Origin of the sequence: Sorangium sp. KYC3313 (assembly GCF_052075895.1) — a bacterium.
GTDB lineage: Bacteria > Myxococcota_A > Polyangia > Polyangiales > Polyangiaceae > Sorangium > Sorangium cellulosum_B.
This window is the reverse complement of record NZ_CP197255.1, coordinates 4,171,913-4,192,731: the sequence shown is the minus strand read 5'-3', so window position 1 is coordinate 4,192,731 and position 20,819 is coordinate 4,171,913. Positions and strand designations below refer to the sequence as shown.

14 protein-coding genes are annotated in these 20,819 nt (G+C 71.7%); 6 read left to right on the top strand and 8 right to left on the bottom strand.

Annotated elements, in window-relative coordinates:
- Positions 1-52: 52 nt before the first annotated feature.
- Together ACSRUE_RS16310 and ACSRUE_RS16305 are read right to left on the bottom strand one after the other, a co-directional pair.
- Positions 53-3,199, bottom strand: coding sequence for an MXAN_5808 family serine peptidase (locus ACSRUE_RS16310; protein ID WP_441291798.1), 3,147 nt, complete (start codon positions 3,197-3,199; stop codon positions 53-55).
- 96 nt (positions 3,200-3,295) lie between these two features.
- Positions 3,296-3,508, bottom strand: coding sequence for a twin-arginine translocase TatA/TatE family subunit (locus ACSRUE_RS16305; RefSeq protein ID WP_437765100.1), 213 nt, complete (start codon positions 3,506-3,508; stop codon positions 3,296-3,298).
- A gap of 391 nt (positions 3,509-3,899) precedes the next feature.
- Between ACSRUE_RS16305 and ACSRUE_RS16300 the strand changes: the two genes are divergently transcribed.
- The 4 genes from ACSRUE_RS16300 to ACSRUE_RS16285 all read left to right on the top strand — a co-directional run bounded on the left by ACSRUE_RS16300 (position 3,900) and on the right by ACSRUE_RS16285 (position 8,033).
- A complete protein-coding gene (locus ACSRUE_RS16300) occupies positions 3,900-4,511 on the top strand; it encodes a hypothetical protein (RefSeq protein WP_441291797.1) in 612 nt (203 codons plus the stop codon).
- A 98-nt stretch (positions 4,512-4,609) separates the two neighbouring features.
- Positions 4,610-5,263: a DUF2760 domain-containing protein gene (locus ACSRUE_RS16295; RefSeq protein WP_437765098.1), complete on the top strand. Its 654-nt coding sequence runs from the start codon at positions 4,610-4,612 to the stop codon at positions 5,261-5,263.
- Positions 5,260-7,137, top strand: coding sequence for an Hsp70 family protein (locus tag ACSRUE_RS16290; protein ID WP_441291796.1), 1,878 nt, complete (start codon positions 5,260-5,262; stop codon positions 7,135-7,137). The genes ACSRUE_RS16295 and ACSRUE_RS16290 overlap by 4 nt, the downstream gene beginning before the upstream one ends.
- A gap of 17 nt (positions 7,138-7,154) precedes the next feature.
- A complete protein-coding gene (locus ACSRUE_RS16285) occupies positions 7,155-8,033 on the top strand; it encodes a transglutaminase family protein (protein WP_441291795.1) in 879 nt (292 codons plus the stop codon).
- A gap of 178 nt (positions 8,034-8,211) precedes the next feature.
- On the opposite strand, the gene ACSRUE_RS16280 is transcribed toward ACSRUE_RS16285, so the two are convergent.
- On the bottom strand, positions 8,212-8,661 hold the full coding sequence (locus ACSRUE_RS16280; protein ID WP_437943230.1) for a hypothetical protein: 450 nt from the start codon (positions 8,659-8,661) through the stop codon (positions 8,212-8,214).
- Positions 8,662-9,560: 899 nt separating this feature from the next.
- On the opposite strand from ACSRUE_RS16280, the gene ACSRUE_RS16275 reads away from it, so the two are divergent.
- Positions 9,561-10,823: an amidohydrolase family protein gene (locus ACSRUE_RS16275; protein WP_441291794.1), complete on the top strand. Its 1,263-nt coding sequence runs from the start codon at positions 9,561-9,563 to the stop codon at positions 10,821-10,823.
- Positions 10,824-10,940: 117 nt separating this feature from the next.
- On the opposite strand, the gene ACSRUE_RS16270 is transcribed toward ACSRUE_RS16275, so the two are convergent.
- From ACSRUE_RS16270 to ACSRUE_RS16255, 4 genes are all read right to left on the bottom strand, one after another.
- Entirely contained in the window at positions 10,941-13,382 is a 2,442-nt protein-coding gene (locus ACSRUE_RS16270; RefSeq protein WP_441291793.1) for a GH36-type glycosyl hydrolase domain-containing protein, read from the bottom strand.
- 389 nt (positions 13,383-13,771) lie between these two features.
- Positions 13,772-14,743 (bottom strand): aldo/keto reductase, encoded by a 972-nt coding sequence (locus tag ACSRUE_RS16265; RefSeq protein ID WP_441291792.1) that lies wholly within the window; start codon positions 14,741-14,743, stop codon positions 13,772-13,774.
- Positions 14,744-14,964: 221 nt separating this feature from the next.
- Positions 14,965-15,618 (bottom strand): hypothetical protein, encoded by a 654-nt coding sequence (locus ACSRUE_RS16260; RefSeq protein WP_441291791.1) that lies wholly within the window; start codon positions 15,616-15,618, stop codon positions 14,965-14,967.
- Between the two features lie 505 nt (positions 15,619-16,123).
- Positions 16,124-16,633 carry an OmpA family protein gene (locus ACSRUE_RS16255; RefSeq protein WP_438038748.1) on the bottom strand — a complete coding sequence of 170 codons (510 nt, stop codon included), beginning with the start codon at positions 16,631-16,633 and terminating at the stop codon, positions 16,124-16,126.
- Between the two features lie 133 nt (positions 16,634-16,766).
- Here ACSRUE_RS16255 and ACSRUE_RS16250 point away from each other — a divergent pair, with 133 nt between their 5' ends.
- Entirely contained in the window at positions 16,767-19,619 is a 2,853-nt protein-coding gene (locus tag ACSRUE_RS16250) for an Hsp70 family protein (protein ID WP_441291790.1), read from the top strand.
- Between the two features lie 177 nt (positions 19,620-19,796).
- On the opposite strand, the gene ACSRUE_RS16245 is transcribed toward ACSRUE_RS16250, so the two are convergent.
- Positions 19,797-20,666: a hypothetical protein gene (locus ACSRUE_RS16245; protein ID WP_441291789.1), complete on the bottom strand. Its 870-nt coding sequence runs from the start codon at positions 20,664-20,666 to the stop codon at positions 19,797-19,799.
- Positions 20,667-20,819 lie beyond the last annotated feature (153 nt).

Genomic DNA, 20,819 nt, shown 5'->3' with positions numbered 1-20,819 from the left:
CGGTGGTCCATGTCGCCTTGGCTGTCGTCGCCTTCGTCCATTTGCCAGCGACCTACTCCTCACCGCCGCGGTCCGCAATCCAATCGTCCACGGGGTTGTCGGACTTCGGGGTCTTCAGGATCGAGCCGTCAGGCCCGTCCTTGCGCACGACGAGCGTGCGCCGCGTCGTGGTGTCGGGCGTCTCGCGCGCGACCACGGAGATCACGTTGACCCCCGGCCGGAGCGGCGCCTCGAACGAGAACTCGGCCTTCTTCGGGTCGGCGCCGTCGCGGTTCGACTTGTAGTAGAGCTTCCGCGACCCGACGAAGATGAAGGTGTCGAGCAGCCGCTCGCTGTCCGACGCCGTCCCCGTGATCTTCACGGTGCCGGCCGTCGTCGCCAGCGCCGCCGCGGCGATGTCCAGCGTCGGCGGCGCGTGCGAGTAGAGGTCCTCGAACGCGACCGCCGCCGGGGCCGGCCCGCCGCCAGGGGCCACCTCGCGCGCCGCGACGAACGCGAAGCGCCCCGCGCCGAGGTCGATCTTGAGGAACCCGCCCGGCGCCTCGCCGAGCACCTTGACCACGGCGCCCGCCGGGAGCCGGCCGAAGCCGCGCGCGCTCGCCTCGGGCGACGGGAGCAGGGTCGCCCCCTCCGCCGCAGCCTTCATGGTGGAGCCGCCGCCGCTCAGCTGGATGCGCGGCGAGATCGGGATCTTCACCTTCTCGCTGGCGAACTCGCGGAGATCGCGATCGCCGACCGAGAGCGTGAGGGTCGCCTCGGGCTCCGACAGGTGCTGCTCCACGTCGAAGCTGAAGACCACCTTGCGCACGTCGCCAGGCTTGATGTTCGAGATGTCGAAGCGCCCCGCGTGCAGCATGAGCCCGTCTCCCGACAGGTTCGCGATGTTCGCCTGCGTCTCGTACGACGGCCCCTTGCCGACGTTCTTGACGGTCAGGTACATGCTGACCCGCTCTCCCTTCTGGATGAGCCCGTCGCCGTTGCCCTCGCGGTCGTCCGCGATCTGATAGGCGTACTGGAAGAGCGGCCGGTCGAGCGCGCGCACCGTGGGCCGGATCTCGACCGCCGGCGGCTCCGGCGCGGCGGCGACCTCGAACTTCACCTTGAGGCCGTCGCTCCGCGAGAGGGCGTCCATCGGGATCGTGCAGACGCGCTTCTCGTTCGCCTTCCTCGGCTTCGTCGAGCCGACCTTCCGCCCCTCGACCTCGCACCAGCCGAGCGGCGCCTTCGCGCTCTTCGTCTGGCCGGGGCCGATCTTGCCGAAGATGAGCTCCTTGCTGTCGAAGTACGGGTTGTCGCTCTCCGTCGTCCCGCGGAGCCGGTAGACCGGCTGCTTTCCGTTGTTCTTCACCGTGACCCGGAGCTCCATCGGCTGCCCCGCGGTCACCTCGGCATTGGGGCGATCGGTCTCGACCTTCACGTCGAGCTCGGACTTCGCCGCCGGCGTGGCCCCCTCGGGCGCGTCGGACCAGTCGACGCCGAGCTTCGTCAGCTCGGCCGCGACCTTGCCGAGCTCCTCCTTGCCGACCTGCTCGATGTAGTCGTGCATCGCCCGGAGCTGCAGGAGCCTCGGCGTGGAGGGCGGCATCCGCGCGGCGAGATCCCGCGCGAAGCGGATGGGGAAGTCGACGGCGAAGTCCTCGTCGATGTCGCCCCCGCGCTCCCGCATCCGCTCGCGCTCGGCGCTCGTGAGCTGGTAACGGACGACCTCGGACGGCTTGCCCGCGGCCGCCGCGCGCGCGTTCGAGAGGTGCGCCGAGAGATCGCGCTCCCGGAGCCCGTCCTTCTGGACCGTGAGATCCATCTCGAGATCGTCGACCGTCATCGGATCGAGCTCGATGTCCGGCGTGACGCCGACGCCCTGGATGGAGATGTCGCCCGGCGTCAGGTACTGCGCGATCGTGAGCTTGAGGGCCGCCTTCTCGGCCGTGACGTCGGGGAAGACGAGCTGCACGCTGCCCTTGCCGAACGTCTGCGAGCCCACGATGACGGCGCGATCGTTGTTCTTCAGCGCGCCGGCCACGATCTCGCTCGCGCTCGCGCTGTTGCCGCTCACGAGCACCACGATCGGGTACAGCGGCTCGGTGCCCGGCCCCTTGGCGCGCTTCTCCTCGCGCCCCTCGGAGGCGCCGACCGTGGACACGATGACGCCGTCGGCGAGGAACTTGTCGGCGATGCGCGCGGCCTGGTCGAGCAGGCCGCCCGGGTTGCCGCGCAGATCGAGCACGAGCCCCTTCAGCTGACCCTTGCTGCGCAGCCCGTCGAGCGCCGCGTCGAGCTCCGCGGTCGAGGTCGCCTGGAACGTCTTGAGCCGGACGTAGCCGACGCCGCCCTCGAGGGCGCGCGACTCGACGGACCTCACCTTGATCACCTCGCGCGTCAGCTCGAAGGCCTTCGGCCCCTGCCACCCTCCCTCGCCGTCGCGGGTCACCCACACGGTGACCGGGGTGCCGGGATCGCCGCGGAGCCTCCGCACAGCGTCGTCGAGCGGCATGTTGAGCGTCGACTCGTTGTTGATCTTCACGATCCGATCGAGCCGCTTGAGGCCCGCCCTGCCCGCGGGCGTGTCGGGCATCGGGTTCAGGACGGTGAGCATCTGGTCGCGGATCGAGATCACGACGCCGAGCCCGCCGAACGCGCCCGACGTGGAGAGGTTCATCTCCTTGTACGCCTCGGGGCTCAGGAACGACGAGTGCGGGTCGAGCGTGTGCAGCATGCCGTTGCACGCGGCGTACTCGACGTCCCGCAGATCGACCTCGGTGCCGCGGAGGTTCTTCTGGAGGAAGGTGAAGACCTCACGGAGGCGCGCGGAGACGTCCCAGGGGCCCTGGATGTTGTCGATCCGGAACTTCTTCTCGCTGGTCTCGACGCGGACGGTGACCTCGTTGGGATCCTCGTTGAGGACGATCACCTGCGCGACGTCGCGCTGGACGGCGTTGAGCGCCGACAGCAGCATCTCCTTCGGCTTGACGCGATCCGGCTCGACGTACTTGTCGCGGATCATCTTGAGCGTCTCGTTGACGGCCTCGAGGCGCGTGAGGTCGTACGGCGCCTTGGCCACCTGCCCGGTGACCGCCAGCGCAGGCTCGAACCCGCGCCAGAGCCCGCCAGGGCCGAACTGAAGGACGAAGTACGCTGCCAGCGGGAACGCGGCGGAGACGACGAGCGCCTTGGCGATGCGCTCCATGGGTCGGTGAGCCATACGGCGATCGAGTATAGACGCGCTCCAGCGAGCGTCGACCAACGTCGGTGCGCGCTCGCCCCGATCGCCCCCGAGCGCCGCGTTCCAGCGCGGGCGCTACACGGGCTTCTGCGTGTCCTCTGGCTTCTCTTCGGGCTTCGCCGGCAGCTGCTTGGCGGGATCCTCGTCGTCCTCGTCGCGGATCCCCTTCTTGAAATTCCGGATGCCCTCGCCGATCCCCTTCCCGATGTCAGCGATCCTCCCCGCGCCGAAGAGGAGCAAGGCGAGGCCGATGAGGAGAGCGATTTCGAGCGGTCCGATGCGGCCCATAGCGTTGATCCCTTGAAGGCTGCCGCGCGCTCGGCGGCAGGTCGGCGGGCCACGGCCCGGTTTGCGTCGGAGCCATACCACCCATCCTCCGCACCGGCAATGCAGCGGTTCGAAGCGCTGAGACCCGTGCTAGGCTCGCGCACCGGCTTCGCTGGAGGAGAGACGAGGCGCGTGTGCACCCGCTCACTCCGCCAGCGGTTCACAAATCAAGAACGGCTCGACGGCCCAAACGGGATCGCCAGCCGGCCGGCCCGGACGCCAGGCTCGGATGAGGCCGGCGGTGATCCATGGCTTGAGCCCTCGCAGGCTTCGCGACAGTCGACACGGGGAAAATACGATGCCGATGAACCGCTTGAATCGAAAGGCAGCGCATTGTCTGGCAGGAGCGTCGGTGGCAGCGGCGGTGCTCGCCGGCGCTGCCGGGCGCGCGAGCGCGCAGGAGGCGAGCGAGGGCGACACGGTGAGCGTCGACGGCAAGGGGATCGTCGGCGGCGCGCTGCTCGGCGGCGAGGTCGTGATGCTGACCATGGGGGCGATCGGGGTCGAGCGCGCCTGGCCGTACCTCGTGTTCGGCGGGCTCGGCGCGGTGGGCGGCGGCGTCGCCGGCTACTTCGTCGAGGCGGCGGATCCGCCCGCGGAGGTGCCGCTCTACATGCTCGCCGGCGGCATGGCGCTGGTCATCCCGACCCTCGTCGTCACCCTGAACGCCACCGCGTACAAGCCCCCCGACTCGGACCAGAGCGAGCCGATCCGCAACGAGCCGGCAGCGGAGCCCCCGCAGCCGGGGATCAACGTCCAGCTCACGACGGACGCCGCGCGGATCCTCCGGCGGGCCCGCTGGGAAGCGCCCCGGCTCGGCCTCGTCGACATCACGCCGCGCCGGGTCGCGCTCGGCGTGCCCGCGCTCTCGTTCAAGCCGCTCTACTCGCAGGACGAGATGTTCAAGTTCGGCGTGGCGCAGGGGCACGAGGTCCGCGTCCCCGTCCTCCGGGCGACCTTCTGAGGGGCCCGGGGTCGCCCCGGGCGGCGCGGGGCAGGCGCCCCCCTGCCCCGCGCGCCGGTCTCTGTGCCGATCCCCACGCTCGGCGTTAGGCTCTCGCCGTGGCCGACCTCCACGATCCTCCCCTCCCCTGGTCCACGCGGCTCTGGTTCGCCTTCGCCTGCTTCTTCCGCGTGCTGTTCGATTCCCAGTTCGCCGCGCGGGCCTGGCAGGCGCGCGGGGCGGTCGCCGCCCTGCCGCCGGCCGAGCGCGCTGAGCCGCGACGGCTCGAGCGAGATCGCGCAGGCGGCGCGCCCGCGGCCCCCGAGGCCGCCGCGGCTGCGGCGAGCGAGCCCGCCCCCGCGCCGGTCGCCGCCCCCGCGCCGCACGCCGCGCCCGCGGTGAGCTCGGCGCTCCAGCTGCTCTCGCTGCTCCAGCGCGAGGGGCGGCTCGTCGATTTCCTCGAGCAGGACATCGCCTCGTTCGGCGACGCGGACGTCGGCGTGGCGGCGAGGATGGTCCACGAGGGCTGCCGCAAGGCGCTGCGCAGCCACGCGAAGCTCGCGCCCGTGCGGCGCGAGGACGAGGGGGAGAAGGTGACGCTCGAGGCCGGCTACAACCCCTCCGAGATCAAGCTGATCGGCAACGTGTCCGGGACCGCGCCCTACAGAGGGGTGCTGCGCCACCGGGGCTGGCGCGCCGACGACGTCTCGCTGCCGACGCCGGTCGCCGGCCACGACGCCAGCATCATCGCCCCCGCGGAGGTCGAGCTATGAGCGCGCGCTACATCATCGGCATCGATCTCGGCACCACCCACTGCGCGCTCGCCTACGCGCGCCTGCCCGAGGAAGGAGCCGACGCGCGGCTCACGCCGTCGCCCGAGGTGATGGCCGCGCCGCAGCTCGTGGCGCAGGGGACGCTCGAGGCGCGACCGCTCCTGCCCTCCTTCATGTACATCCCCCACGAGAGCGAGGGCCCCCAGGCGCTGCCCTGGGACGCCGAGCGGCGCTTCGCCGTCGGCGAGCACGCCCGCGCGCGCGGCGTCGACGCGCCGGCGCGCCTCATCTCGAGCGCGAAGAGCTGGCTCAGCCACGCTGGCATCGACCGGCGCGGATCGACGCTCCCGCTCGGCGCGCCCGAGGACATCGAGAAGATCTCGCCCGTCGAGGCGTCGTGGCGGTACCTCGAGCACCTCACCGAGGCGTGGGATCACCTGTTCGCGAAGGACGATCCGGCGCTCGCCCTCGCGAAGCAGGAGATCGTGATCACGGTGCCCGCGTCGTTCGACGCCGCCGCGCGCGATCTCACCGTCGAGGCGGCGAGCGCCGCGGGGTTCGAGGATCTCACCCTGCTCGAGGAGCCGCAGGCCGCCGTGTACGCCTGGATCGACGCGGCCGGCGAGGCGTGGCGCAAGCACCTCCACCCGGGCGACGTGCTGCTCGTGATCGACGTCGGCGGCGGGACCACCGACTTCTCCGCGATCGCCGCGGTCCCGCGCGACGGCTCGCTCGAGCTCGTCCGCGTGGCGGTCGGCGACCACATCCTGCTCGGCGGCGACAACATGGACCTCGCGCTCGCGCACGTCGTGAAGGCGAAGCTCGCCGCCGAGGGCAAGGAGCTCGATCGCTGGCAGATGACGTCGCTCACCCACGCCGCGCGCGTCGCGAAGGAGCGGCTGCTCGGCGATCCGTCGATCAGCGAGGCGCCGATCGCGATCGCCGGCCGCGGCTCGAAGCTGCTCGGGGCGGCGATCCGGACCGAGCTCACGCGCGACGAGATCACCCGGACGCTCGTGGACGGGTTCTTCCCCGAGGTCCCCTCGTCCGCGCGCCCCGCGACCCGCGCGCGCGCCGGCCTGACGCAGCTCGGCCTCCCGTACGCGCAGGACCCGGCGATCACCCGCCACCTGGCCGCGTTCCTGGGGCGGCAGGCCGGCGCGACGTCGAAGCTTCCGGGCTTCGCCCCACAGGGAGGCGCGAACGCCGAGCCCGGCCGCGCGCCGCTCCTCCTGCACCCGACGGCGGTGCTCTTCAACGGGGGCGTCATGAAGAGCGCGGCGCTGCGCGAGCGGCTCGTCGCGACGCTCGGCGCGTGGCTCGAGCAGGACGGCGCGCCCCGGCCGCGGGTGCTCCCGAGCGACGACCTGGATCTCGCCGTCGCGCGCGGCGCCGCCGCCTACGGCCTCGCGCGGCGCGGCCGCGGGCTCCGGATCCGCGGCGGGACGGCGCGGGCCTACTACGTGGGCATCGAGGGGGCCGTTCCCGCGGTGCCCGGCCTGGAGCCGCCGATCACGGCGCTCTGCCTCGCGCCGTTCGGCATGGAGGAAGGCACCGAGGCGACGCTGCCGCCGCAGGAGTTCAGCGTGGTGGTCGGCGAGCCGGTGCGCTTCCGCTTCTTCAGCTCGTCGGTGCGCCGGGATGACCAGGCCGGGACCGAGCTCGAGGACTGGAAGCCCGGAGAGCTCGAGGAGCTCTCGCCGATCGAGGTCACCTTGCCCGCGGAGGGCCGCCGGGAGGGCGACATGGTGCCAGTGCGGCTGCGCGCGTCGGTCACCGAGGTGGGGACGCTGCTCCTGGAGGCGATCCCCCGCGAGGCGCAGAAGCCGAACGAGCGCTGGCGGATCGAGCTGTCGGTGCGCGCCGAGGCGTGAGCGCGGGGGTGCCCGACATGGCACCGACGATTCGCAGGCTCCGGGTCGTCCATTCGACGAGATACACCTACGATCGCCCGGTGGAGCGCAGCGTGCACAAGCTGCATCTCTGCCCGGTGCACGACTGGGATCAACGGGTGCTCTCGCACACGCTCACGATCGCTCCCAACGTGTCCACCGTGGAGTTCGAGGACGTCTTCGGGAACCGGGTCACACGCTTCGAGATCACCGCCCCGTATACCGCGCTGACGATCTCGGCCGACTCGATCGTGGAGCTCCGCGACGCCGATCCGTTCGCGTTCGCGAAGAAGACGATCCGGCCCGCGTTCCCCCTCGTCTGGATGCCCTGGGAGCAGGCGCTCATCGCGCCGTACGTGCGCCCGGCGGAGCTCCCCGACACCCAGCTCCAGGAGCTCTTCGATTACGCCATGTCGTTCGTCGAGCAGAACGACGCGGACCTGATGGAGACGCTCTTCGCGCTCAACCTGACGCTCTTCCGCGAATACCGGTACGTGCCGGGCTCGACGAACCTCGCGACCACCCCGTATGACGTCTTCGTGAACCGGCGCGGGGTCTGCCAGGATTTCGCGAACCTGTTCATCTGCATGGCGCGGCTGCTCGGCATTCCGGCGCGCTACGTGTGCGGATACGTCTATACCGGCAACGTCGGCGCGAGCCGCGCCGGCTCCGACGCGACCCACGCGTGGGTGCAGCTCTACATCCCGAACATCGGCTGGAAGGGGTTCGACCCCACGAACGGCGTGCTGGCCAGCCTCGACCACGTGCGGGTCGGTTACGGCCGCAACTACATGGACGCAACGCCGACAGCGGGGACGCTCTACACCGCCGCCGCCGAGACAATGAACGTGGATGTGACGGTGAGCGAGGTCGACTAGGTCTCTCCGCGGGATCGCCCGCGCACCGACAGGCGCCTGTCGCACCGCGCCCGCAGCGACAGCGGAGAGCGCGAAACGACGGCCGCGGGCGAGGCAGGCTTCCCGCCCCTCCCTGCGGCCGCAGCGCGAATCGCCGAAGGTCGCGCGGACGGATCCGCGAGACCTCGGCGCGTCGCGATCACTGGCCGTCCTGGAGACAGTCGGTGCCCTGCTCGATGCACGCGCCCTCAGCGGTGGTGGCCGCCGCGGTGCCGCACGCCTGGCACTCGGCGTCCGCTGGTACGTCCGTCTCCGGGTCGCACGCGGCAAAGCAGGGGTCGCCCTCCGCCGCGCCACACGTCTCGCAGATACACTGCGTAACCGCCTGGTATTTCGGCATCGAGGACTCGCACAGGTCCGCCGGATCAGCCTCGGTGAGGAGGGGCGCCGAGCAGGTCACGCAGTCCTCGCCGCCGCCCGTGCCGCCGGCACCGCCCTCGCCGCTGCCGCCCTCGCCGCTGCCGCCCGTGCCGCCGCCGCCGCCCTCGCCGGTCGTGCTGCTCGCGGTGGCCCCGCCGCCCGAGCCCGTCGTCTCGGTGTCGTCCCCGCACCCCGCGGAGAAGGCGGTCGCGCCAAGGATGAGGGCCATCGAGCCAATGCTGACAAGATTCATGTTACGCATGGTGTCCTCCGGCGCGCTCGAACGAGCGCCCGTCGTCGATCGTCGCTTCGTCTGTCAGTCCCAAGGGGACTCGCCGGTCGCGACAACCCCCGCGTGCCGGCGGCGGCACACTACTCCACCCAGGCTGTGACGCTCAACTATCTTCCATGCGACGCGCGAAAACAGCTGTCCGCGCCTCGCCCGGTCGAGCGACCCCAAACACCATGGCATGCGCGTTGAGGACGAGCCGACCAGCGCCCGCGGCTCGGGGATCGCCTGACTCCGACGTCCTGACGGAACAGCACCGAAATCGCGCGCCGCGCGCCGCGCGCATCGCCGTGGCGGGGGGCTCACGGCTCACGCTCGCCGCGAGCGTGGCACCGAATCCCGCAAGTCGCGAGTTCCGAGCCTCCTTGTGCTCCACGGAACGCCAGGCCGTCACCGGGATCGCCGCCGCCCGCGCCGCGCGCTGACCGCAGCGCTGCGCCATCTCGATGCCTCGAGCGAATCTGGAGATGGCGGCGGACGTCGCCGGGAGCGCGCGCGCCTTCGACTTCGACGACTTGAAGGTGGAAGTTGGAAAGCGCTCGTGACAGCGGCCCTGGAGCACGGATCTGCTACGATCAGAGGCGCGGCGCCTGCGTCGCGCGCGATCGCAGAGCCCGGCCTCGCGCTGCGATCGCGCGCGACGGGCGCCAGCGATACGGCCCCACGCGCGCCGCGGAGCGACGGCGACGCGCGGGGCTCGTCGCGCGTCACGGGGGGAGGGCACGATGGGCATTCGGTTGCGCGTGTTGCGCGTGTTGCGCGTGTTGCGCGTGTTGCGCGTGTTGCGCGTGTGTCTGGCGGCGACGCTCGCGGGCCTGTGCGCCTGCGCAAGCACGTCCGTGCAGTGGCCCTCGCCGGAAGGGCAGCCGAAGCCCCCGCCCCCACGGGAGATCAACGCCGTCGCGCGGCCGGACGCCGCGCGCTGCGCGGCGATCGTCGGGGCCACGCTCATCGACGGCCGGGGAGGGCCGCCGGTGCGCGACGCCATCGTCGTGATCCGCGGCGATCGCATCGTCGCCGCGGGCGCCCGCGGCGCCACCGACGTCCCGGCCGGCGCGGAGGTCGTCCCCGGCGCGGGGCTCTCGGTGCTGCCCGGCCTCATCGACGCGCACTTCCACCTCGACGGCGACGACGGGCTGCCCGGCGTCGTCCTGCAGCGCGGCGTCACCTCGCTGCGCGAGCCAGGGAACTGGATCGAGGCGTACGACGCCGCCCGCAAGCTCGGCCCGACGCCGCGGCTCTTCCTGGCGGGGCCGCTGCTCGACGCGCCGTATCCGGCCTATCCGGAGAGCGCGATGCTGGTGCGCGACGCGGCCGAGGCGCGCTGGGCCGTCGATCAGCTGGTCGAGCGCGGGGCGTCGGCGATCAAGGTCTATTTCCGCCTGCCCCTCGGGCTCGTCGAGGAGGTCGCCAAGGCCGCGCACGCGCGCGGGGTGATCGCCGTCGCGCACCTCGAGACCGTGGACGCCGCGGCCGCGGTCCGCGCCGGGCTCGACGGCATCGAGCACATCACGTCGCTCGGCACGGCCCTCGTGCCCCCGCGCGAGGCGGAGCGCTACCGCCAGTCGGTGATCGCCGACAACGATGCGCGCTTTCCGGGGCGCTTCGAGGTCTTTCGCGGCATCTCCCTCGGCGCGCCGCGGACCCGAGCGCTGCTCGGGCTGCTCGCGGCGCGGGGCACCTTCCTCACCCCGACGCTCGCCATCTTCGAGCGCCGCGCCGGCGACGCGGGCGCGACGGAGACCCAGGTGCGCGGCTTCGAGAACATGATGAAGCTCACCCTCGCGGCGCGCCGCGCCGGGGTGCGGGTGGTCGTCGGCTCCCACGGCAAGGCGCCGGGCGCCGAGCGAGGGTGGGCCTACCAGCACGAGATGGAGCTGCTCGTCGAGAGCGGCCTCTCGCCCATGGAGGTCCTCGTCGCTGGCACGCTGGAGAACGCCAGGTACTTCCGCGCCGACGACCGGCTCGGCAGCGTCGAGCCGGGCAAGCTCGCCGATCTCGTCCTGATCGAAGGCGACCCGCTCGCGGACATCCGGGCGATGCGGCGCGTGAAGCGGGTCATGCTGAACGGGAGGTGGGTCGGCCCAGCCCAGGCCGACTGAGCCGCAGGCGCGCTCGCCGCCGCGGGCTCGGCGCGCGTTACGTGCAGTTGCGCGGACAGGACGAGCGCACGCGGAGCGCGCCGCCGCCATCGCGCGGCGCGCTCCGACAGAGGGCCTTCAGCCCATCTCGATCTCGACGCGCACCGTCGAGCCGGCCAGCGACAGGGGAATCACGTTCCCCGCGACGGTCTTGCCGTCCACGGTCAGCTTCTTCACGCCCTTGCACACCCCCGAGTTCTTGACGCTGATCTCGTAGGTGGCGCCGCGGAAGCGGCGGGAGATGGAGAAGCTCTTCCACGCCTTGGGCACGCAGGGATCCAGCTTCAGGCCGTCGTACTGGGGCTGCACGCCGAGGATCCCCTGGCTGACGGACACGAACGTCCAGGCCGCGGTGCCGGTGAGCCAGGCATTCTTGGCCTCACCGAAGACCGGGGCGTCCTTGCCGGCGATCATCTGCGCGTAGACGTAGGGCTCGGCGCGATAGGTCTCGATCTGGCTCTCCTTGGCCGAGGGGCAGATGGAGAGATAGTACTCCAGCGCGCGCTCCCCTTCGCCCAGGAGACACCAGCCGAGGTGGATCCATGTGTTGTTGTGGCAGAAGATGCCTGCGTTCTCCTTCACGCCCGGCGGATACGAGGTGACCTCGCCGAGCTCGAGGTGATAGGTCGAGTACGCGGGCTGCTGCAGAACGATGCCGTTCTTCGTGTAGAGGTGCTTGTGCACGCTCTCCATCGCCTGCTTGGCGCGGCCGTTGTCCGCGCCGGCGCCGCCCAGGACGCACCAGCCCTGACTCTCGATGAAGATCTTCCCCTCCTCGTTCTCCTTGCTCCCGACCGGCCGGCTCTCGGCGTCGTAGGCGCGGCGGTACCACTCGCCGTCCCAGGCCTCCTTCTCGACCACGGCCAGCATCTCGGCGTACTGCTCACGCATGCGCGCGGCGTCGGACTTCTGGCCCATCCAGTCGTACAGGGCGGCCATCTCGCGGCTGGCATAGAGGAAGAGGCCGGCGATCATCACGGACTCGGCCTTCGAGTCCTTCACGTCGCCCGCGGTCTGGAAGCTCTCGTTCGGCTCGGTGCTGAAACAGTTCAGGTTGAGGCAGTCGTTCCAGTCCGCGTGGCCGATCAGCGGCAGGCCGTGCGGGCCCCGCTTCTTCATCGTGTAGGCGATGGACGTCTCCAGGTGGTGAAGGAGGTCCTCCTTGGAGCCCGGCTTGTCGGCGTAGCCCACGGCCTCCTTGAGGATGCCCTTGTCGCCGGTCTCCTTGATGTACGCACACGTGGAGAGGATCAGCCACAGGTGATCGTCGTAGAAGTCGCCGCCGATGTCGGCGTTCCCCTTCTTCGTCAGCGGCTGGTACTGGTGGTAGCAGGTGCCGTCGCTGAGCTGGGTGGCCGCGATGTCGAGGATGCGCTGGCGGGCGCGCTCGGGGACGAGGTGCACGAAGCCCAGGAGATCCTGGTTCGAGTCGCGGAAGCCCATGCCCCGGCCGATGCCGGTCTCGTACATGCTGGCCGACCGAGAGAGGTTGAAGGTCGCCATGCACTGGTACTGATTCCAGGTGTTGAGCATGCGAGTCGCGTGCTCGTCCGGGCAGTCGGCCTGGAAGTTCGAGAGGATCCCGGCCCAGTCCGCCTTCAGCTGGGCGAACGCGCCGTCCACGACGCCGGGCGCCGAGTACTTGGCGAGGATCTCCTTGCCCTTCTGCTTGTTCAGGACGAAGGGCGCCTTGAACTTGGGCAGGTCCCCGTGGTCCACGTACGAGAGCACGAAGCTCATGGTCTCGCTCGCGCCGGGCTCGAGCGAGAGGCTCACCTGGTGGCTGCCGATCGGGTTCCAGCCGAACGCCTTGGAGTTCGTGGCCTTCCCCCTGGCCGGCACCTGGGCCTCGTGGAGGCCGTGGTGGACGCTGCCGCAGAAGGCGTCACGGCTCGTGTCGAACCCGTCGATGGCGCGCGTGCAGGCGAAGAGCGTGTAATGGGAGCGGCGCTCGCGGAACTCGGTCTTGTGATAGATGGCGCTCCCCTCGATCTCCACCTCGCCGATGGAGTAGGTGCGCTGGTAGTTCGTCATGTCGTTGAGCGCCTCGAAGAAGCAGAACTCCTGATAGGAGAAGAGCTGGATGTCCTTCTTCGAGCCGCTCTTGTTGGTGACCCGGGTGCGCCAGATCTCCACGTTCTCGCCGGGAACGATGAAGTAGAGCACCTCCACCTCGACGCCGTTCTTCTCGCCCGTGATCTTCGTGTAGCCCAGGCCGTGGCGGCACTCGTAACGATCGAGGGCCGTCTTGAGGGGCTTCCACATGGGGTTCCACACGACCCCGCCGTCGTTCACGTACAGGTAGCGCCCGCCGAGATCCATGGGCACGTTGTTGTACCGGTAGCGCGTGAGCCGGCGCAGCTTGGCGTCCTTCCAGAACGTGTAGCCGCCCGCCGTGTTGGTGCAGAGGCCGAACATCTCGTCCGAGCCCAGGTAGTTGAGCCAGGGCAGCGGCGTGTCGGGCCGGGTGATGACGTACTCGCGGCTCTCGTCGTCGAAGTGGCCGTACTGATTGCTCATGGACGCGCGGTCTCCGTGGATAGCGACAGAAAAAAACCCGGAGGCTGCGCTGCCCCGGGTCGGATAAGCCGATGATTGTCAGGCCTGGGGCCTCCGAGCGAGCTCAGAGGGCCGCCACTCTAGACCCCGGCACCTCCGCTTGTCAACGGGGCCTGGGGGCGCGCTCGCCGGCGTTTTGCCAGGAAGAACGCCGCGCTCCGTCGCACTCCGTCGCGCTCCGTCGCGCTCCGTCGCGCTCTGTTGCGCTCTGTTGCGCTCCGTTGCGCTCTGTTGCGTGCTGGCGCATGGCTCGTGTGCGGCAGACAACCCAAGATTGCAGTGAAGGGAAAATTTTACACACCGCAGCTCCGCGGGCCGCGCCTCGCTCGCGGAGCCGCGTATCCGCCGCTTCAACCGGCCTTGAACGTGTCGTAGCGGCCGGCGCGCGGCGCGACGCGCGCCTCCAGCGCGGCGCGCTCGGCGGGCGGCATCGGGAGGGAGAGGGACCGCGCGCCCAGGTTCTCGCGCACCTCGGCGATCGACGAGCAGCCGATGATCACCGTGTCGGCGTGGCTCGCCGCGTAGCGGATGAGCTCGGTCGCGCTCGCGGCGCGATCCTGGAGCAGGCGGCCCGCGGCCATGATCTTCATGCCGATGACGCCGACGCCGCGCCGCCGCGCCTCCTCGACCACGGTCGTCAGGAACGGGAGCCGCGCCGGATCTGCGGGGTTGACCGCGCAGAGCACGGTATCCACAGGATAACGCCGCATCGCCTCCAGGAGGATCCGCGGGTCGTGGTGGCCGGTGATCCCGACGTGGCGCACGCGGCCGTCCGCCCTGGCCTGCTCCACGGCCTCGATGGCGCCTCGCTTGCCGAAGATGGCGTCGAGCTCCTCGAGCTCCCGCAGATCGTGCAGCTGCCATGAATCGAGGTGGTCTGTCCCGAGCCGACGCAGGCTGTCGTCGAGCAGCCGCAGCGCGCCGTCGCGATCGCGCGCGTGGGTCTTGGAGGCGAGGAAGACCTGCTCGCGCGCCTTGGGGCCGGCGGCGCGGAAGGCTTCACCGTAGTAGTCCTGGCTCTGCTGGTATGCAGGCGAGGTGTCGCAATACCTGACCCCGAGGCGCAGGGCCTCCAGGATCACGGGCACCGCCTCGCGGTGGCGGCCGGTCGTCCGGAGGATCCCCTCGCCGCCGAGCGACACCGGCTCCACCTGCGCGCCGGTCCGCCCGAGCGTGCGCGCCGGCGCTTCGCCGGCCGCAGGCGCCGCCGGCGACGGGCAGCCGGCTGCCCCGATCGCCGCGGCCGCTGCGGTCGTGGCGACCGCTCCCAGCACGCCACGACGGCCACCGTCGGCACTTCCCGTCTCGCTCGGCTCGCGCATACGGCCCTCCTGGAGAGGACTCTACCAACCGACGGGTCGAACGTAAACCGAGGCCGGGATCCACGCAGATCCCACGGCTCGGGCGAGCGGCGGCGGGTGCGCCGCTCTCCTCATCGGGGCCGCGGCCCGGGGGGGCGGACGCCGTCTTCAGCGTGCAGCCGAGCGAGGGGCATCCGTCAGCGACGAGCCTTGAACACGCGGAAGTGGCCGTCGGCCCCTCGCTACCACCGGTCGTCGGCGTCGTCGTCATCCGACCGCTCGTCGTCCTCGAACACCAGCCTGCCAATCACCACCTGGCGCACCGTCGTGGGGTAATAGGCCGTGACGGCGGCCGTGCTCCAGGTGTGCCCGACGATGGTCTCCGAGGTGTTCGTGTAGAGCCGCATCGTCCCGTAGCCGGCGCCGGAGGCCCCCCGGCCGCTCGAGGCGTACCTGGAGTCGGACGAGCCGTGGTGCGTGCTCGTCGAGTCGACGACGCTCACCTCGAACTGGAATGTGCCCGCGACGAGGGGGCTGACGGGGAGCTTCGCCCTCGGCGCCCGGCGGAGGATCGCGACGTGCCCGGTCGACGAGTCGCCAGCGGGGTAGCGGATGGCGATGATGTCGGCGGCGCGCGCGTCCTTGGGGTCGTGGATCCTCTCGAATCCGTTCTCCTCGACGATGGCGTCGTAGTAGGCGGCCGCGCTCGGGCTCCGGCTGCCCAGCCAGCGGTCGAGCGACGCTTCGGTGAAGCCGTAGCCCCGCTTGAGCAGCTCCGTCAGGAAGGTGGCGCACTGCGTCCGGTTCGCGTAGCGCCGCGCGCCGGCCACGCCAGCCCAGCTGATGAAGCTGGGGCTCGAGTTGTATTCGTTGTTCTCAGGGCTGATGTTGTCCACGAGGCTCTCCGCCCACCTGAGATGGTCGGCGTGATGCGCATCGGCGGTGCGCGGCGAAAGCCACGCGAGCCCCGGAAGGACGAGACAAGCGATCTCCAGCATACGACGACGAACGCTCGCCATGATCCACCTTGCAATGCAGTGAGTTGCTCGACCTGGCGCGTCGCAGTCAGCGCGCGGATTCCCGTGATAGATTAAGTACGATCGAGAGGCGCCGTTCAACACAAATTTGCAGCACAAGCATCTTTGGGAGTCCCTTGTCCCACAGGCGCACAGAAGGACAGGCATCCTCACAACAAACCTCGCGACCGCCGCCCGCACAACGCGTGACACGCGTCACACGCGTCACACGCGTCATACGCCGACGAAATCAGTCGATTTCGATTGAGGGTCTGTGGTAACCTGGCCTGTTGTTCCGGCGCCCGGGTGGCTCGGGTACAGGCGCGGGGAGGGGCGTGTCGGAGCCGGAGCGACGAGCGGGCGGCCTCGATCGGCCGCCGGCCGGTCACTTCGACTTGATGCGGAACTCCACGCGCCGGTTCATGGCGCGGCAGCCCTCGTCGTTCGTGAAGCAGAGCGGCGCGCCGGCGCCGTACCCCGGCGCCGTCATCGGCGTCGCGACGCCGCGCTGGACGAGGTAGCGGACGACGGCGTTCGCGCGGCGCTCGGACAGCTTGATGTTGTGCTCCACGCTGCCCTGGTTGTCCGTGTGCCCCTCGACCGTGAGCGCGGTGATCTCCGGGTGGGTCCGCAGGATGTTCGCCACCGCGTCGAGGACCGAGAACGACTCCGGCCGGATCTCGTCCTTGTCGAGGTCGTAGAAGATCGGCCGGGCGATCTTGATGCGATCCCCCTCGATGACCGCCTCGGCAGGCGCCGCCGGCTGGACGGCCACGGGAGGAGGAGGAGGCGGCGGCGCCGCGCTCGCCGCCACCGACATCTCGGTCGTCGCCGACCCGCACCCCGCCGCAAGGGCGCCCAGGACCACAAGCCAGATCGCTCGGTTCGCTCGCATTTCGCGGCTCTAGCACGGGGAATCGCCCGGAAGAACCGGAAGAAGTGCGCCGCGGCGCGCGCGAGCCGGCGCGGCGGCGCGCCGGACCTGCGGAATGCGCCGCGGCGATCCAGTATCGTTGCTGCGCGCACGCATGTCCGCCCCCGCGAAGAGCCCGAGCCTGATCGTCGGAATCGACCTCGGCACCACGCACACCGTCGTGGCGTGGGCCGAGCGCGACGCCGATCCCGGCGCGATCCGCGTCTTCTCGATCCCGCAGCTCGTGACCGCCACCGAGATCGAGGCGCGCCCGCTGCTGCCGTCCCTGCTCTACGCGCCCCTCCCCGGCGAGGCGCCCGCCGATCCGTTCGGCGACGCGCCCTTCGCGATCGGCGAGCACGCGCGCCGGCGCGGCGGCGAGATCCCCGGGCGGCTCGTCGCCTCGGCGAAGAGCTGGCTCTGCCACCCCGCCGTCGACCGCACGGCGCCCATCCTGCCGTGGGGCGCGGCCGAGGAGGCGGCCGCCCTGCCGCGCGTCTCGCCGCTCGACGCGAGCGCCCGGATCCTCGCCCACGTGCGGCGCACCTGGGACGACGCCTTCCCGGAGCGCCCGCTCGCGGCGCAGGAGGTCGTGCTCACCGTGCCAGCCTCGTTCGACGAGGTCGCGCGCGAGCTCACGGTCGAGGCCGCCCGCCGCGCCGGCCTCTCGGTGCGCCTCCTCGAGGAGCCGCAGGCTGCGTTCTACGACTTCATGCGGCTCGCCGGCGCCGAGGGCCTCGACGCCCTGCTCGACCGCTCGGGCGGCGAGGCGATGGTCCTCGTCTGCGACGTCGGCGGCGGCACGACGGATCTGTCGCTCATCCGGGTCGCTCGGGGCGCTGGCGCGGCCAAGGACAACCCCGAGGTCTCCCGCGTCGCGGTCGGCCACCACCTCTTGCTCGGCGGCGACAACATGGACCTGGCGCTCGCCCACCTCTGCGAGCCGCGCCTCGTGGGCGCGGGGGAGAAGCTCGACCCGGCGCGCTTCGGCCAGCTCGTGCTGGCCTGCCGCGCCGCCAAGGAGCGCCTGCTCGCCGGCGGGGCCTCGTCCGGCGGCGCCGCGCCTTCGCCGCCGGACGACGCGCCTGTCACGGTGCTCTCGCACGGCGCGCGGCTCGTGGGCGGCGCGCTGACGACGCGCCTCGGCCGCGACGAGGTCGAGGGCGTCGTGCTGGACGGCTTCTTCCCGGACGCGCCGCGGGACGCCCGGCCGCAGCGCGGGCGGAGCGGGCTCGTCGCGTTCGGCCTGCCCTACGAGCGGGACGTCGCGATCACCCGGCACGTGGCCTGGTTCTTCGCGCGCCACGCCCCGGAGGCGCGAGGGCCGACCGCGCTGCTCCTGAACGGCGGCGTCTTCCGCGCCCGCCGCGTCGCGGAGCGCCTCGCGCGGGTCGTCGAGCGCTGGGGCGGCCCGCCGCTCGATCTGCTCCCGCACGCCGATCCCGACCTCGCGGTGGCGCGGGGCGCGGTCGCGTACGGCCTCGCCCTCGCGGGCCGCGGCGTGCGCATCGAGGGGGGCGCGGCGCGCGGCTACTACGTCGGCCTCGAGCCGCCCGCCGGCGGGGGGCCGCGGCCAGCGGTCTGCGTCGTGCCGCGCGGCGCGAAGGAGGGCAGCGTCCACGCGGCGGCCGGGCGGACCTTCGCGCTCGTCGTGGGGCGCCCGGTGCGGTTCGACCTGTTCGCGTCGGACGACGCGCGCGTCGATCGCGCGGGCGACCTCGTCCCCCTCGAGGACGACCGGTTCGAGGCGCTGCCGCCGATCGCGGTGGCGTTCGACGCGGGGGACGCGGCGCGCGCCGCGACCGGCAAGCAGGCGGAGGTGCGGGTGCAGATCGAGGGAGAGCTCACCGCGATCGGCACCCTGGATCTCGCCTGCGTCGAGGTGGACGCCGCGGCGCCGCGCCGCTTCCGGCTGGCGTTCCAGCTGCGCGAGGACGGCCGCGGCGCGCGCGCCGCCGAGGCCGAGGGCGGCGCCCCGGCGGAGCGGGCGCAGGCGAGGCCTCACGCCGCGGCGGCGCCGGGCGGCAAGCGCCTCGACGAGGCCCGGGAGGCGATCGAGCGGGTGTTCGGCAAGGGGCGGCCCGACGTGGCGCCGCGGGAGGCGAAGAACCTGGTGCGCGAGCTCGAGCGCGTCCTCGGGGAGCGCGCCACCTGGACGACGGAGACCGCGCGGGCGCTGCTCGACACCCTCGTCCCGAGCGCGCGCTCGCGGCGGCGCTCGGCCGATCACGAGCGCGTGTTCTGGTCGCTCGCCGGCTACTGCCTCCGCCCCGGGTTCGGCGACGCGGGCGACCCGGCGCGCGTCGCCGCGCTCGCGCCGCTCTTCGCCGAGCGGCTGGCGTTCCCGCAGGAGGCGCGCTCCTGGCAGCAGTTCTGGATCGCCTGGCGCCGCATCGCGGGCGGCCTCGACGAGCCGCTGCAGGTCGCGATCCGGGACCTGGCGGATCCGTTCCTGGCCCCGGCCGAGCAGCGGCTGAAGAAGCCGAAGGGGGTGAAGCCGGAGGCGCTCGACGATCTGCTCGAGCTCTGCGCGTCGCTCGAGCGCGTGCCCGCCGGCCGGCGGAGCGAGCTCGGCGCGTGGATCCTGGAGCGCACATGGACCGACCGCGACGCGCGGCTCTGGGCGGCGATCGGCCGCCTCGGCGCGCGCGTTCCGGCCTACGCGAGCGTCCACCATGTGGTGTCGCCGGCGGCGGCCGAGCGGTGGATAGACCACCTGCTGCGCGAGAAGTGGCACGAGCTGCCGTCGGCGGCGCCGGCCGCGGTGCAGCTCGCGCGCAGGACCGGCGACCGGGCGCGCGACGTCTCTGACCGGGTCCGCGGCGAGGTGGAGCGGCGGCTCGTCAAGGTGGGCGCGCCCGAGGCGTGGGTCAACGCGGTGCGCGAGGTGGTGGCCGTCGAGGAGTCCGAGCGCGCGGCGTTCTTTGGAGAGGGGCTGCCGGTGGGGCTGCGGCTTGTGAGCGAGTAGGGAAAACCCTTTTGCGCGCTTCGAGGTCCACTGGCGGCCTCACTCCCAGAAAGAGCAGGCGCCGTCCACACCCCCGCAGACCACCACCGGGCTCAGGCGGTCACAGGTCGAGATTCCTTCGCTCGGCGGGTGATCATGGCAGAGCATCACCGCCGCAGCGGTCAGCCGATCTTCATCCTAGTCGCCCGAAGCCGCCCCGATACATGCCTCGAGCTCCGGCGTCGCCCGCCAGCCGCACTCGCCCGACGCGCCCCGCTCGCACACGCTGTGCTCCTTGTAACACGCGTACTCCTCGATCCACTCGCACGTCGTGATCACCTCCTCATCGGCGCCGGCACAGACCTGACCGCTGCAGCCGGTCACCACGCACGGCGCAGCCTCGCCGCCGCCAAGGCACGCCTCGAGCTCCGGCGTCGCCCGCCAGCCGCACTCGCCCGACGCGCCCCGCTCGCACACGCCGTGCTCCTTGTAACACGCGTATTCCTCACGGTACTCGCAGGTCGTGGCCACCTCCTCGTCCGCGCAGACCTGACCGCTGCAGCCCGTCACCACGCACGGGGCAGGCTCGCCGCCGCCAAGGCACGCCTCGAGCTCCGGCGTCGCCCGCCAGCCGCACTCGCCCGACGCGCCCCGCTCGCACACGCCGTGCTCCTTGTAACACGCGTACTCCTCGAGCCACTCGCACGTCGTGACCACCTCCTCATCGGCATCGGCGCAGACCTGACCGCTGCAGCCGGTCACCACGCACGGCGCAGGCTCGCCGCCGCCAAGGCACGCCTCGAGCTCCGGCGTCGCCCGCCAGCCGCACTCGCCCGACGCGCCCCGCTCGCACACGCTGTGCTCCTGGTAACACGCATATTCCTCCCGGTACTCGCAGTCCGTCACCACGTCCTCGTCCGCGCAGACCTGGCCGCTGCAGCCGGTCACCTGGCACGAGGCCGGCTCGCCGCCCGCCACCCCACCTCCCCCAGGGCCAGCCCCCCCGCCCTCGATCGGGCCCTGACAGCCTTTGCCCTTGGCGCCGGTGAGCAAAGGTACGAAGAGCATGAGCATCGCAACCACAAGCCGGTGACGTTTGCTGAAAAGATCCATCGTCAAGCCTCCTATCAAGAGATAGACGAACCTGCCATTCGGCAGCCGCAGGCGCCAGGATTCACACCTCGTGCCAAGCACGGCGCCGGCGCCCCCCACGCATCCACG